We start from the raw sequence: 13,642 nt of genomic DNA, 5'->3' as shown, positions 1-13,642 counted from the left end.
GGTCATTCCTCTCTACCTGACAAACCAGCACAGTTACTTTTCCTTCTCAGCATTGTAGGCCACAATGATCTTCTGAACGAGTGAATGTCTCACAACGTCCTGCTCATCGAAGTAAATAAAGCCAAGCTCCTCAATCCCATCAAGAATTCGAGCAGCTTCTACAAGTCCTGATGACTTGCCGCGAGGCAAATCGATTTGCGTCACGTCACCGGTAATGACCATTTTGGATCCGAAACCGAGCCGTGTCAGAAACATTTTCATTTGTTCAGGTGTCGTATTTTGGGCTTCATCTAGAATAATAAATGAATCGTCCAGGGTTCTCCCGCGCATATACGCCAGAGGAGCAATTTCGATCAGACCGCGCTCTAAAGATTTCGCTACCTGATCAGGACCCAAGACATCATTAAGAGCATCATACAATGGGCGCAAATAGGGGTCAACTTTTTCCTGTAGATCGCCTGGCAAAAAGCCCAGGCTTTCCCCTGCTTCAACCGCTGGCCGCGTTAAAATGATTCTTTTGACAGCGCCTTCTTTCAGGCGCGTGACGGCGAGTACGACAGCCAGATAGGTTTTGCCTGTACCGGCAGGTCCAATTCCAAATACGATATCCTTCTTCTTGATCGTCTCTACGTATTTCCGCTGTCCAATCGTTTTGACGCGAATCGGTTTACCGCGGTGCGTTGTCGTAATCTCACCTTTGAACAAATCCAGCAATTGATCCGCTTTCATCTGCTTGGCGAGCTCAACGGCATACAGCACATCCCGCTCTGTCAACGTGTAGTTATTGCGGATGAGCTGTAGAAGAACCTCAAAAAGCTGCTGAAGCGAATTCACTTCCGCAGCCGGACCTTGAATCGTTATTTCGGCTTCACGCGTAAAAATTTGCGCGTTAATCTCTCTCTCAATCACATGCAGAAACTTGTCCTGGGGACCAAACAATGCCAGCCCTTCGTTCGGGTTTTTCAATGTTAGTTTTACGGATTGTGCGTTTTCTACCAACAGGTCTCATTCTCCTCGTATGACAATTGGTTGCTCTTCGGCGATATTCTCTTCGACTTCAAAATGCACGTCTATATAAATTTTACCATTCTCTGATTTTTCATGCAAAATTTTTTCACCTACGAGTCTAGCATCAGGCCCTGAAGCACCGAGCAACTTCGCTCTAGCCTGCTCCAGGCCTGTCTTTTTCGCGATCGCGGGATCAATGGGCTCTTCTACGACTTCAACCTCCATGACCTTTTCATGCAACCAACCGATAGGCAATGTAAAGGAACGCCAGGCCAAAGTTTTACGTTCCGGAATCGTTTCAGAATGCTCATATTCCAGTTTACCATAACCGCTAACTTGTAAAGCTCTCGTACCGAAAACAAGATAATTGCGATTAGTCGCCTCTCCTGTATAAGCTTTATAGGTTTTCGTAAGCGGAGATTCAATTCGGGAGGTATACCAAACGACACCTCTTACTTTGCCGCTAGCCACGACCACCTGGCTATTTTGCTCATCTCCGATCGTGCCTGAAATGAGCACGTCCCCTTTTTTCACATACGTATTGGGCTTTACCATCGGTTTGCCCTTCTCAGATAAAATCTCTGTCACAAGCGCGTTTTTAGCTGCAACGAGATTTCGCGGATTCTTAAGATCCGGTTTATCCGGTATCGTCGCTTCAACGACTTTAATCGTGATATGGGTGCCGCGTATTTCGACGCCAACCCATGCCGTTCCAGGCAGCATCCCTTGTATCTCTCGCGATAAATCCTCCGACTTTTTCAGCCGGAATTTCCACTGATACATATGTATGCCTTGTTTGGAGGCCGCTTGCAAAATTTCCGCTTCCGAGATCCGGTCATTGCCCTCGACGGTTATTTGCCAGACGAGGGAGGTCAATACGTATAACCCGATAATAAAGGCGGCTATCCCGCCAAGAAAGACCTTCCTGCGCCCCAATCTCTCCATAAAAAAAGGAAGCCCGTACCGCTCTAGGACATGCACCCGGCAGCCTGTCCGTTTGAGCAGCGGCTTAAGCTTGAAGAAATCTTTAATCAGAATATTAAGTTCGAGCTTGCCGTCCTCGGCAGCTTGAATATCCCAAATGGAGAACGCCTTCTCCATCATGGGATTAATCAACTTTTCACATCCAGTTCCCCGAATTTGAATGCGCACATACCCGCGCAAACGGGCAATGAACATCGATTGTTTCATAACCCAGCTCCCCTTCCCAATCTTTCATCTATGGTATATATCTGACATCATCGATCAAGCCTTCAATAAAAACTTCCTCCGAGAGAATCGCTCGAATGACCAAGTTTTTACCGAACACTTCTAGCGTCCCTTTCGTTAACTCAAGCTTTAAGCTTTCACTGGAAAAATGGAGTACGCCCCGGTGATTCTCCACATAAAGCTGCACGTTGCCGATCATCGTGATTCGCGGCAAGTCCTGCACCACATCCTGGGGAAGATCCAGAATTTTGGCCGTGAACTGGTTCCATTTGCGGCTCAAGCGACGCATAGCTGGGCACTACCCCCTCTGACTGGATGATCATAACGACAGAAAAGTCGCATAGCTTTCTACCAAATTATGCGGTTTGCCCGGGATTTATGTGAAAAAACTGGAAAACAAAAAGCACCTTTCCCGATTGCTCGAGAGAGGTGCCTGCTGCTTTGGCTGCTATCTGCGATAAGGCTTTTTCGACCGTGGAGGGCCCAGAATTTCAGACCACACAACACCCTGCAGAAGCTGATCTTGATTAGGTGACTCTGGAAATGGAGCTGGTGCTGTAAGATCGCCGGCATAAACGGACGAGCCGCCTATTTCCGCCTGCTTAGGGGAACTGAAAGGAGAAACTTTCGTCTTTGGATTAGACGTTGCATCTTGAGACGCGCTAGGACGACGGAGTTCGTCTCGTAAGGCTCCCGAGGGCTCGGATGGAGCATTGCCCCTCCGCTCCAATTCCCTGGCCTCAGGACGCCGCTGAGCTTGGCCTGGGGACTCCCCAAATGTCGGCATGCCCATTCTCTGCCCCTTTTGACTCGCTCGGCGCCCTTTGTTCTGAAGTTGATACAAAAAAGTAATCGCAATAATAACCAAATACCAATGTTTAAATAAAAATACAATGAGCTGTTCCATGCAATCACCTCATGCCTAGGAGTCTTTCTCGCTCTTCCCGTCGTTGATTTTACCGAGCGTTGAGCGCATTTGGGTGTCTGCATCAATATTTTTGAGATTCATATAGTCCATGACACCTAGTTTGCCGGTGCGCAGTGCTTCTGACATCGCAAGAGGCACCTGGGATTCCGATTCAACTACTTTCGCGCGCATCTCTACGACCTTAGCTTTCATCTCCTGTTCAGCCGCAACCGCCATAGCCCGTCTTTCCTCGGCTTTCGCTTGGGCGATACGCTTGTCAGCTTCCGCTTGTTCCGTTTGTAGATGTGCACCGATGTTTTTCCCGACATCAACGTCTGCAATATCGATAGACAGAATTTCAAAAGCCGTACCGGCATCCAATCCTTTGCCAAGTACCGTGCGGGAAATCAGATCCGGATTCTCAAGAACATCTTTATGTGAATCGCTGGAACCAACCGTGGTAACAATCCCCTCGCCGACGCGGGCAATGATGGTTTCTTCCCCGGCGCCGCCGACTAAACGCTCGATATTCGCGCGCACCGTCACTCTGGCAATAACCTTGACTTCAATTCCATTCTTGGCAACGGCTGAAACGTTCGGAGTTTCAATGACACGCGGATTGACACTCATCTGTACGGCTTGCAGCACATCGCGGCCCGCCAAATCGATTGCTGCCGCACGTTCAAATTCCAAATGGATTTTGGCCCTGTGGGCGGCAATCAGGGCGTTCACGACTCTGTCGACATTACCGCCGGCAAGGAAGTGGCTCTCCAACTGATTAATGCTTAAATCAAGACCGGCTTTGGTCGCTTTAATCATCGGATTCACGATTCTGCTTGGTGTAACACGGCGCAGTCTCATGGCAATTAAAGTAATAATGCTAATCCTCACACCTGATGCTAGGGCTGAAATCCACAACATAACCGGAACAACACTGAGCAGTATCGAGAGCGCAATAATGATGATAGCCGCAAGTAGTACCAAATATAATCCTGGTTCAATGTTCATTCATTTTACCTCCTAAAGATGATTTGCATGATTAGTTTCAATCTCTCGCACAACAACACGAGCCCCTTCAACGTCTACAACGATAATTTCCTTGGCATTCGCAATAAAGCTCCCGTTCGTCACGACATCTACACGTTCTCCTTGAATGATCGCTGTGCCAGCCGGCCGCAATGGCGTTACCGATTGCCCTGTAAGCCCTATTAAATGCGTTCTGTCCGGGCTGGACGTAAAGCCCTTGTCCGTTGTCAGCTGCTCCTTCAAAATAAAACGATTCCACACTCCGCGGTGTTTAAAAGTTTTAATGGCAAAGGCAATGACAACGATGGCTACCAATAACGCGATTCCCAGCATGACCGCGGCATCCATAGGGTTCGAAGAAGCGAGCAGCACCCCGCCAAAAAGGCATATGGCACCCAGCACACTCAGAATCCCGAAACTGGGAACGACCAGTTCCAAGATAAGAAGCACTAAGCCAATCCCAAACACGGCCAAGTCGCCGAACCCGGCAAACCCCGCCAAGTAAAACCCGAGAAAATAAAGCGCAAAACCAGCTACCCCTGCTAACGCAAGTAAACCGCTGCTGAAAAAAAGAAGCTCTAAAGCGATTCCAATAATTCCGACCATCAATAACACGGTCGCGGTAATGGGATGGGTCAGAAAGGCCGATAAGTTTTCTGCAAACATCATCTTCCACTCCTTTCCTGATTGTTCCTTATCATTAATATGTACGTCTTTACCCAATAAACTGTTTCGTTTTGCAGGAAAATAAAAAGACCGAGAGGATATTGTATCCGCTCGGTCTTGTCATTCAAACATAATTAAGTATTATCCCAATAATTGTTGGACCAACTGATTTATAAGCTTACCATCAGCGCGTCCTTTAACCTGTGGCATCAATGCCGTCATCACTTTGCCCATATCCGCTTTGGAAGAAGCACCAATTTGCTGGATGGTCTGCTGTACAATGGCTTTCACTTCTTCCTCAGAAAGCTGTTGCGGCATGTACTCAGCTAGAATGACAAGTTCTGCCTGCAGGTTCTCGGCCAAATCATCTCTGCCGGCCTTCGTAAATTCTTGGAGGGAATCCTTACGCTGCTTGATTTCACGAGTTAGTACGTCAAGCACTTCATTGTCATCTAAGGATCTTTTCAGATCAATCTCAGAATTCTTAATTGTTGATCTAACCATTCGAATTACAGAGAGTTTGAACTTGTCCTGACTCTTCATCGCTTGCTTCATATCTTCGTTCAATCGATCGCTTAAGCTCATATTGCCTCCTAGAACTTTCTCTTGCGAGCAGCCTCAGATTTAAGCTTACGCTTAACGCTAGGCTTGTCATAATGTTTACGTTTCTTAACTTCTGCTAGAATGCCATCCTTAGCGATGGAACGCTTAAAGCGACGAAGTGCAGCATCTATAGTTTCGTTCTTACGAACTCGAGTTTCTGACAACAGATTTCCCTCCCTCCGAACAGACCATCTAGGATCAAACGGTTCATCAAATCTCATTATAGGTGATAGTAATTAGGGTGTCAATCGAATAGTTAGGTTTCCCTAAAGTTGGCCCTAATTATGTACGCCTAAAGGAGCTAAACGCGCGCCGCCCATCAAATGATAATGGATATGGTGAACAATCTGCCCCGCATTTGCACCCACATTTGTGATGACACGATAACCTGACTCTTCAACGTCTAGTTCTCTAGCAACTTGCGCAGCAGCCGCTTGCATTTGCCCAATAGTAGACCAGTCTTCTGCTTGCGCGTCCGCCAGTGAGGCAATGTGTTTCTTAGGAATAATGAGCACATGGATCGGGGCGGCAGGTTGAATGTCATGAAATGCTAGAATTTCCTCATTCTCAAACACCTTTTTCGAGGGCAGTTCCCCCGCAACAATTTTGCAAAAAATACAATCACTCATAAATGGGCTATTCCCTCCACTTTCTTAAAAATCTATAGATTTAATTTTATCGGAAACGCGTGAAAAAATCCAACCCATTCCGTCCTAATACAAGGAACAATAGCAAAAAAAAGAAACCCCGCTGCTGCAAGGCGAGATTTCCCGATAAAAATTGAATTTCTATTAATAATAAGGAAGTAATGATAAAGCTAGTAAACCGGCTAATGGCAGTACTTGCCTTGCAAATCTCCGGCGTCCAAATCCATATCCGTATCCTGGGTACGGGTAGCCATAAAACGGAAACGGATAACCGCCGTAGGGCAGGAACGCTCTCATTTGTTCATGATCCATACTGCCAATTGGCACAGCTAAGTATAGATTGTCGTCATCCACATTTTCGACAATGCCGTCATAAACAGCGCCGTTCGTCATCGTTACACTGACATAGCGGTACATATGTTTTTTGCAAATCTCATGAATTTCAGGATGTTTCATGGGCTCATTCCTCCTTTTTTTCTACAGCATATTCAGCTCTAGGCAAAAGGCTACTTTGCACACATGAATGATTTGCAAAAACAGTTTAACGATTGATCTGGCTTTTCAAAGATTGATGGATCTTCTTCCATTTCGCTTTCTCGGCAGCTTGAAGCCCTTTATCTTCTTTGCGCGCCAAATAAGCGAGCTCCTTCTGCAGTTTTACATAGTTAGAAAATCGTTCTTGCGGAAGTGTGCCTTCCTCCAATGCGCCTTTTACAGCACATTTCGGTTCATTTTCATGTTTGCAATCTTGAAAATAGCACATCTCTGCCAGCTCTTCGATGTCCTGGAAGGACGTGCTCAAACCCTCGGACGCATCCCAAAGCTGCAGCTCGCGCATGCCAGGTGTGTCAATGAGGATACCTCCTCCAGGCAGCGCAATCATTTCGCGGTGAGTCGTCGTATGCTTCCCTTTGTCATCGCCTTCACGAATATCTCCGGTTTCTAAAATTTCTTTGCCATAAATACGGTTCACTAAGGTAGATTTGCCCACACCTGAAGATCCGAGCAGCGCGACTGTTTGCCCCGGTGTTACATAAGCAGCCAATTCTTCAAGTCCTCTGTTTTCAGCAGAGCTGATGATATGGATAGGTACGCCTACCGCAACTGCCGCTACCTCCGCCGCAAGTGCTTCCGGATCTTCGCATAAGTCCGCTTTGCTAAGGACAATAACGGGATTTGCCCCGCTTTCCCAAGCGAGCACTAAATAACGCTCTATACGCCGAACATTGAAATCCAGATTTAACGCAGTAACCAGAAATACAGTATCTACGTTAGTAGCGACAATTTGCTCTTCCGTGACTTGACCGGCAACTTTCCGGGAAAACTTACTCTTGCGCGGCAGAACAGCATGGATCGTTGCTCGTTGTTCCTCTTCACGCACAGAGACAACAACCCAATCTCCTACAGCAGGGTAGTCTTCGCGACGAACGGCAAGATGGCGCATCTTCCCTGAAACCTCTGCGAGTGCTTCACCGGATTCCGTTTGAACGCGGTACATATGTTTATGTTCCAAGGATACACGTCCAGCTTGGTATCCTTCTTTCAGATAAGGTTCAAATGCTTTTTCAAAAAATAAATTCCAGCCTAATTCTTCTTTGGTCAAGTGTAAAATTCATCCTCTCATGTGGTTCTAACAAGAAGTATAGACTACGGATATCACCATCACACGGTAAACAATCATTTAGATTATTTTTTCCTGATAAACAATTTATACATCGGTCAATTCGCTTATAGACTATCGGTCTAATTTTGCATATAATAGGAATAAATCGATAGTTGGAATGGAGTGAGCGGATGAGCCAATTCATGAGGGCAACCACCCGCAAAAAGCGTGATGTCATGATGGACGTCGCCTTATCGATGTTTATGGAAAAAGGCTACGAGAACGTCTCTGTTGACGACATCATTGCAGCAACCGGAACGTCCAAAGGAACTTTTTACCATTATTTTAAAAGTAAAGACGCCATCATCGCTGACCTTTACAGCAAACAAATCCAACTGATTCAGGAATGGGTGAAAATGACTCCTTCCAAGGTGCAGTCGCTTGAAGGGCATATCAACCGCTTATTTTTAGACTTGGCGTCTAATATTCGCGTTTCACCACTTCTAATCCGCAGTTTACAAGCCTTATCCTTACAAAATGAAACCGTAAAAACGGAGGAACAGCGTCAGCTGAATGTACTCTCTGAGAGCTTGCTGCATTGGCTGCCTGAACCGAAAAAAGTAGAATTGCTGGTGTGCATGTATAACGGCACGATTCGCACTTGGTGCAACCAGGAGCATTCTGATTTAGTCGATATGATGAAAAACAACTTAGCTTGGATGTGGGTAGGCATTCGTGTAAGCGAGCCTAATGCACCGCTGCAGCTAGAACCAGTCCCCAAGGAGGAACACAAAATGAAAGTAGCTATTATTGGTGGCGGCTTAGCCGGATTAACCGCGGCCGCTTATTTATCGGAGAATCCGCATGTTGAAGGTATCCTTTTTGAGCGCAGTCCGCAGCTTGGCGGCCGTGCATTCACTTATGAGAAAGCAGGGTTCACACTTAACTATGGTGCACATGCCATTTACGGAATAGATCGCCATACCATTACGAACATGGAGCGGGAACTGGGATTGTCTTTCTCCTCCAAGCAAGTAGATAAACGGAAAGTCGTTTATGCGAAGCACAATCAACTGACTACCGCTCCGCTAGATGCCATCAACCTTCTCAAAACCGATTTGCTTAGCACAGCGCAGAAAGTTCGATTCGTCGGGGAAATTGCCGCCATTATTGCAAACATTCATAATTTGAAAAATTATGCTACTTTGGCTGATTACCTGGCTGAGTCCAATGCCGATGAAGATGTGAAAGAACTGTGGGAACATCTCGTTTGTTCCAACTTCTTCATCACACCTGAAGATGCGCGTAATGTATCCGGTGCGGTGATTAGCGAGTACTACCATAACCTGTTTCTTTCTTCAAAACCGGTTAACTATATTCTTGGAAGCTGGGCCGTCATCACCAACCAACTTAAGCAAAAACTCACAACATCAGGCAGATGGGAAATCGCCATTCAAGAAGGCGTGGAAAGCTTGCGTTATGCAGACCGCAAATTCGTTCTTCAAACAAAAAACCGGGAAGAAGCCTTTGATAAAGTGATTTTTGCCATGCCGGTACAGCAAGTCGTCAAATTGTTGAAAGGCACCGCTTGGGAACCATTCTTGGCGCCATATGAGTCCAACACGGCGACTGAAGTTATGGTATACGACGTAGGACTTAGCAAGGTAGTTGCAAGACCGTTCAGCTATATTAGCGACATGGACAACAAGCTCTTTATCAGTGATGTTTCCGCAACGGATCACACGTTAGTGCCGGAAGGCGGACAGCTGCTGCAAGGTATCGCCTACTTGAGCGATCAATTCGAAAGCGACGAACAACGCAAATCCTATCTCGAGAATAAAAATACGCAGATGGAAGCTTTGTTCGATAAGCATTATCCGGGCTGGCGCGATTTCACCGCAGTGAAAAGGGTGTCCAAGAAAGCGATGGTATCGAGCGTGAAAAATATTTCAACGAACCATCTCCTCCCTATTCGCGTGGAAAATGTGCCGTTCTACTTCTGCGGAGACGGTTGTACGGGCAAAGGAGAACTCGCAGAACGCGCATTCTCAAGCGCACGCACGGCTGCCTTGGCGGTTGTTCAAGAAGTAGAGCAAGCTCTGCAAAGCATTTAAGATTGAAAAAGGCTCCAGCACTGACGTTAAGTCAAGGCTGGAGCCTTTTATATACCTGGCGTTATTTTGTTGAAATGGTGACGGTCCGGCTGCCGCCATCCCATGCCACTTTGCCGCCAAATGTTTCTCCCACGAATCTGGCTGGAGCAAGCGTATAGCCGTTTACGAGCCGCGCGGGTTCTTCCAGTTGAACGGCTTTACCGTTCACATAGACCGTTTTCTGATCCAGCGTTAAGCGTACAGTTGTGTTCCCTTTTTTGGCGTTCACTGTTCTTGTCGCTGCTTCATACTCCACTTTCGCTCCCATGGCTTCAAAGATGGCGCGAAGCGGTGTGAGTGTAGATCCATTAACGATGGCAGGCGCCTGCTCGAAAACCTGATCTTTTCCATCAATCTCGACAGAAACCTGAGACGAGATGCCAAAAGTACGCAGGGAGACTTGCTTGCCTGCTTTGTTCAATACACGGATTTGAAGAACAGAACCTTCAGGAACTTCTCCAGCACGCAATTCCAATCCATAGGGCAGTTCAGTCTGAGCAGCAATGACTCGTCCGTTGAGGATGTACTCGACTTTACCAATGTAAACCTCGGGTATTTTTATAAAAGGTACAAATTTGGTTTTTTTCGTAAAAAACTGATGATCCGCATTGACCGGTACATACCCAACCCCATCCGCTGGCTGAATGGAATCGCTCACTTTCGAGAGCAAATAGGGATTGGCAATCAGTTTGGAGTAGTAATTTTGGATATCTGATGAGCTGGACAGGGAATAATCGTTTTTGGCATTATTCATTCCTTGATTCACATTAAAGTAAGTAATTGCTTTTAACCTAGGATATTTGTAGGGCATAATTTCATAAAGCCGCTGCAAATTGAGCTTCGCCCATTCCGTAAAATCTTCTCCAGCCGCATACTGGTAGTGCGGAACACCCGTTTCGCTGAGCATTAACGGCTTGCGATCGGAGTACGTACTATAGAGCCTTGTAAGTCTCTCTACATTGCTTGTAGCTAACATGGAAGGCAGCGACGGGTCCCCGTTTTCATAAGGCTCTATATATAAACTGACGCCAACCCAGTCGACATAGCCGTCACCCGGATAATACGGATCGATATCATTCGCAGGAACGTCCCCAGGACTCCATACCATCGCTACATTCAGCGCCTCAGCCGCAAACACATCATGCAGCATGCGGAATTTCGCTATATATTGAGCGGGGTTCCCGTGCCATTTAACCCAGGCACCATTCATTTCGCCCGCAAAACGCAAAAAGATCGGGATACCCGCGGCTTTCGCATCCTGCGCCCATTTCCGCAAATAAGCGCCATCCGCTACCGGGTCCAACCCATCATCCGGCTCCCAAGCGATCTGCAGCGCGCCACCTGCATCCTTGGCTCTTTTCGCGTACATAGCCGGAAAGCTCTGACCCCAATGCGCATAGGCCAAATAGATTGCGTGCTTTTTACCATACACAGATTCCGTCTTTGAAAAGGTGTTGCCCACTTTGGGATCCTGTTCCGAATACATCCCCAGATATGTACCGTAGGCTGGTTCAAACTTGGCTAATTTGCCGTTTGGAGGCACGGTTTGCTCCCGAATAGCGGACTGATCGCGCTCCTGTCTATACAGCTCAACAGTTGTCCGAATTTGATCCGCACGCTGCAGCTTAACGGCTCCCCAATCCCGGCCCGCTTTGACCCAGCACTCATTTTCCAATTCGTAATACTGGATGGCTTGTTCATAATCTCGGGTGGCATCGAAATACGCAGCTAATTTCCCGTAAAAAAGCGCTGCATTCTCCCATTCACCGGAGCTCCCGTAGTGTTCCGCAAGAAACTGCCAGTGCGAGACAGCCTCCGCCTCATTGCCGCCGGCAACCAGCGCTTCTGCTTTCTGCCAGTGATCCCATACGATATCTGCATGCACAGGCGCAGGCGAGCTAGCCAAACTGGCAGCCAATAGGCCGACAGCGAGCGACATGATGCTGATTTTTTTATATATTTTTTTCAAAAAGAAATGACTCCCTTCAGCCTTCAGGTATGTGCTATGCCTATACTTCATACGTACATATGAGCGGAAAGTAGCACTATCTAGCAAAAAAAAGAACCGGAAAGGACTTGTATCCTTTCCAGCTCTGTCTTACTTCGAAATAACGCGCACGGCGCGAATACGTTTGCCTTGTCCTACAGAGAGAGGCTTCACGAGAGGACGGCTTCCTCGCGCCGCATGCGCTCTAATTACGCCTGCTTTGAATGTGCCTCTGGCCGCAGGAACAGCGGTCCGCACCCCATAGCGGGACATGACGACATCGATCGGATTACTGATCGAAAGCATGCCATTATCACTCCCGGCGAAATTTAGCCCCGCAGCAAAGTTATCACTCGAACGAAGCCATACCGATCCGGAATCGCCCGGAAGGGAAACTGGCCCTCTAGTACCGCGAATGACCAATTGATTACGGAACGTCAGTTCGCCAAGTGATCCTCCATAAGTCACTCGAACGTCAGCATGATTAGCTTCAATCGTTCCTCTGACAAATCCGCTTGTACGTCCTGACTTCATCAACTGCAACCCGACAGGGTAAGTTTTCACATGACCTGGCACCGTAATCAGCCGACCCGATGCACTGATTAAATATCTCGGATTCAGCAAGCTGTTCGAAGTTGGCTTAGCAAGCGCAGAATCCTGAAAATTGACTCCATTAGGGATTAACTTGGTGAACTCAAAGAGCCTTCCAAGCGTATCTTCTGGCGCTTGACCGCCGTCAGCGGGGCCTGGTTGTACGGTTGTGACTGACGCTGATGTGTTATTTTTGACCAGTACATGGTTATTACTCAAAATATACAGCTGATTGTTTTTCGTTACGATAAGACCGCCTGTCCCTGTGGATTCCGGATCTACTTTCCCCAAGCTTACACCTCCGGGAACAGGACGATGTTTGCCTTGAAAGCCGCCCGTTTTCGCTGCTTTCGGTTTTGGAGCAGCAGCATGCCGCTTGAATTCCCCAGCAGAAACAAAACGAATGGGTACTGACGAACCCGCTTTGGCAAGCGCACCTTTGAGGCTGTTCATACTAGACGGAACGATTTTCTTCTGGGTGTACACGACGACACCTGAACCTAGCGCAGGTTTGTTTGGGTCCACATAACCTACACCAACCGCAACAACTTCCGCACGCTTCAACAAAACTGGTGAAATTCTATTCTTATGTTTCAAAGCCTCATGAAAAGTAGCCATTCACCATTCTCCTCTTCGTAAATGATGTTGCAGTGTATGCCAACTTGTACGAATCGGCTTGATGATTTTACCTACCGCATAGAATGGAGGCTAAAATAGGCATATCGTGAAGGCTCGTGCGCGTTATTGCTCTTCGAGCACAATACGGCTTCCACGCCCTGAGGGCTCCGCCGGTTGAACGATTAATTTGCGGGCTAGACGAGCTCGCAGCTCTGGTACGTGCGAAATGACGCCAACCGCCAAGCTGTCCATATGAAGCTTTTCCAAAGCGCCAATCACCATATCGAGCAATTCCTGATCCAAAGTGCCGAAGCCTTCGTCAAGGAAGAAAAATTCCAACGGATATTCGCCCTTGAGCTGGATTTGCGCGGAGAGCGCGAGCGCCAGAGCTAACGAAGTCAGGAAGGTTTCGCCGCCTGATAGTGTGCTAACCGGGCGCTTGACGCCTCCATTGGCATCATCACGGATGACAAACCCGCCGCCGGAGTCGACTTCAATCGCATACCGTCGCCGTGTCAATTCACCCAGCCGCTCGGAAGCAGCACGGCTGACCTGCATCAGCTGCTCTTCGGCCAAATACTCGACAAAGGCGTTCGCCTTCAGCACAGCTTGCAGCTTGCCCAG

The 13,642-nt window shown here is 47.5% G+C and carries 15 protein-coding genes; 1 reads left to right on the top strand and 14 read right to left on the bottom strand.

Translation table 11 applies throughout. The annotated features are described in order from the left end of the window. Positions 1-33: 33 nt before the first annotated feature. From PCH02S_RS08115 to rsgA, 11 genes are all read right to left on the bottom strand, one after another. A complete protein-coding gene (locus PCH02S_RS08115; RefSeq protein ID WP_127451865.1) occupies positions 34-999 on the bottom strand; it encodes a PhoH family protein in 966 nt (321 codons plus the stop codon). Between the two features lie 6 nt (positions 1,000-1,005). Then, positions 1,006-2,199 (bottom strand): sporulation protein YqfD, encoded by a 1,194-nt coding sequence (gene yqfD, locus PCH02S_RS08110; protein ID WP_127451863.1) that lies wholly within the window; start codon positions 2,197-2,199, stop codon positions 1,006-1,008. Between the two features lie 28 nt (positions 2,200-2,227). Further along, positions 2,228-2,506, bottom strand: coding sequence for a sporulation protein YqfC (gene yqfC, locus PCH02S_RS08105; RefSeq protein WP_127451861.1), 279 nt, complete (start codon positions 2,504-2,506; stop codon positions 2,228-2,230). Between the two features lie 159 nt (positions 2,507-2,665). Next, positions 2,666-3,124, bottom strand: coding sequence for a hypothetical protein (locus PCH02S_RS08100; protein WP_127451859.1), 459 nt, complete (start codon positions 3,122-3,124; stop codon positions 2,666-2,668). Positions 3,125-3,139: 15 nt separating this feature from the next. After that, entirely contained in the window at positions 3,140-4,132 is a 993-nt protein-coding gene (floA, locus tag PCH02S_RS08095) for a flotillin-like protein FloA (RefSeq protein WP_127451857.1), read from the bottom strand. A gap of 12 nt (positions 4,133-4,144) precedes the next feature. Next, a complete protein-coding gene (locus PCH02S_RS08090) occupies positions 4,145-4,819 on the bottom strand; it encodes an NfeD family protein (RefSeq protein WP_127451855.1) in 675 nt (224 codons plus the stop codon). 138 nt (positions 4,820-4,957) lie between these two features. Continuing rightward, positions 4,958-5,401 (bottom strand): GatB/YqeY domain-containing protein, encoded by a 444-nt coding sequence (locus tag PCH02S_RS08085; protein ID WP_127451853.1) that lies wholly within the window; start codon positions 5,399-5,401, stop codon positions 4,958-4,960. Positions 5,402-5,409: 8 nt separating this feature from the next. Beyond that, the gene (gene rpsU, locus PCH02S_RS08080; protein WP_029195880.1) at positions 5,410-5,583 is read right to left on the bottom strand and encodes a 30S ribosomal protein S21; all 174 of its coding nucleotides are present in this window, start codon (positions 5,581-5,583) and stop codon (positions 5,410-5,412) included. Between the two features lie 114 nt (positions 5,584-5,697). Then, complete coding sequence (locus PCH02S_RS08075; RefSeq protein ID WP_127451851.1) at positions 5,698-6,048, bottom strand: histidine triad nucleotide-binding protein; 351 nt, start codon at positions 6,046-6,048, stop codon at positions 5,698-5,700. Between the two features lie 162 nt (positions 6,049-6,210). Beyond that, complete coding sequence (locus tag PCH02S_RS08070) at positions 6,211-6,522, bottom strand: hypothetical protein (RefSeq protein ID WP_127451849.1); 312 nt, start codon at positions 6,520-6,522, stop codon at positions 6,211-6,213. Between the two features lie 85 nt (positions 6,523-6,607). Further along, positions 6,608-7,669 carry a ribosome small subunit-dependent GTPase A gene (gene rsgA, locus PCH02S_RS08065; RefSeq protein ID WP_246068993.1) on the bottom strand — a complete coding sequence of 354 codons (1,062 nt, stop codon included), beginning with the start codon at positions 7,667-7,669 and terminating at the stop codon, positions 6,608-6,610. A 191-nt stretch (positions 7,670-7,860) separates the two neighbouring features. Between rsgA and PCH02S_RS08060 the strand changes: the two genes are divergently transcribed. After that, positions 7,861-9,783 (top strand): FAD-dependent oxidoreductase, encoded by a 1,923-nt coding sequence (locus PCH02S_RS08060; RefSeq protein WP_127451847.1) that lies wholly within the window; start codon positions 7,861-7,863, stop codon positions 9,781-9,783. Positions 9,784-9,844: 61 nt separating this feature from the next. Here the strand turns inward: PCH02S_RS08060 and PCH02S_RS08055 are convergent, their stop codons facing one another. The 3 genes from PCH02S_RS08055 to PCH02S_RS08045 all read right to left on the bottom strand — a co-directional run. After that, positions 9,845-11,791: a stalk domain-containing protein gene (locus PCH02S_RS08055; protein ID WP_164819478.1), complete on the bottom strand. Its 1,947-nt coding sequence runs from the start codon at positions 11,789-11,791 to the stop codon at positions 9,845-9,847. A 129-nt stretch (positions 11,792-11,920) separates the two neighbouring features. Then, on the bottom strand, positions 11,921-13,018 hold the full coding sequence (locus tag PCH02S_RS08050) for a chymotrypsin family serine protease (protein ID WP_127451843.1): 1,098 nt from the start codon (positions 13,016-13,018) through the stop codon (positions 11,921-11,923). A 123-nt stretch (positions 13,019-13,141) separates the two neighbouring features. Then, a partial coding sequence (locus PCH02S_RS08045) for an SbcC/MukB-like Walker B domain-containing protein (RefSeq protein WP_281282257.1) occupies positions 13,142-13,642 on the bottom strand: 501 nt, incomplete at its 5' end.

The sequence above is a fragment of the Paenibacillus chondroitinus NBRC 15376 genome, from assembly GCF_004000765.1.
Classification (GTDB): domain Bacteria; phylum Bacillota; class Bacilli; order Paenibacillales; family NBRC-103111; genus Paenibacillus_E; species Paenibacillus_E chondroitinus.
This window is presented reverse-complemented; position numbering and strand designations above follow the sequence as displayed.

Coding starts and splice junctions, on each gene's coding strand:
- yqfD (WP_127451863.1), bottom strand. CDS start 2,199: ATGAAACAATCGATGTTCATTGCCCGTTTGCGCGGGTATGTGCGCATT.
- yqfC (WP_127451861.1), bottom strand. CDS start 2,506: ATGCGTCGCTTGAGCCGCAAATGGAACCAGTTCACGGCCAAAATTCTG.
- PCH02S_RS08100 (WP_127451859.1), bottom strand. CDS start 3,124: ATGGAACAGCTCATTGTATTTTTATTTAAACATTGGTATTTGGTTATT.
- floA (WP_127451857.1), bottom strand. CDS start 4,132: ATGAACATTGAACCAGGATTATATTTGGTACTACTTGCGGCTATCATC.
- PCH02S_RS08090 (WP_127451855.1), bottom strand. CDS start 4,819: ATGATGTTTGCAGAAAACTTATCGGCCTTTCTGACCCATCCCATTACC.
- PCH02S_RS08085 (WP_127451853.1), bottom strand. CDS start 5,401: ATGAGCTTAAGCGATCGATTGAACGAAGATATGAAGCAAGCGATGAAG.
- PCH02S_RS08075 (WP_127451851.1), bottom strand. CDS start 6,048: ATGAGTGATTGTATTTTTTGCAAAATTGTTGCGGGGGAACTGCCCTCG.
- PCH02S_RS08070 (WP_127451849.1), bottom strand. CDS start 6,522: ATGAAACATCCTGAAATTCATGAGATTTGCAAAAAACATATGTACCGC.
- PCH02S_RS08060 (WP_127451847.1), top strand. CDS start 7,861: ATGAGCCAATTCATGAGGGCAACCACCCGCAAAAAGCGTGATGTCATG.
- PCH02S_RS08050 (WP_127451843.1), bottom strand. CDS start 13,018: ATGGCTACTTTTCATGAGGCTTTGAAACATAAGAATAGAATTTCACCA.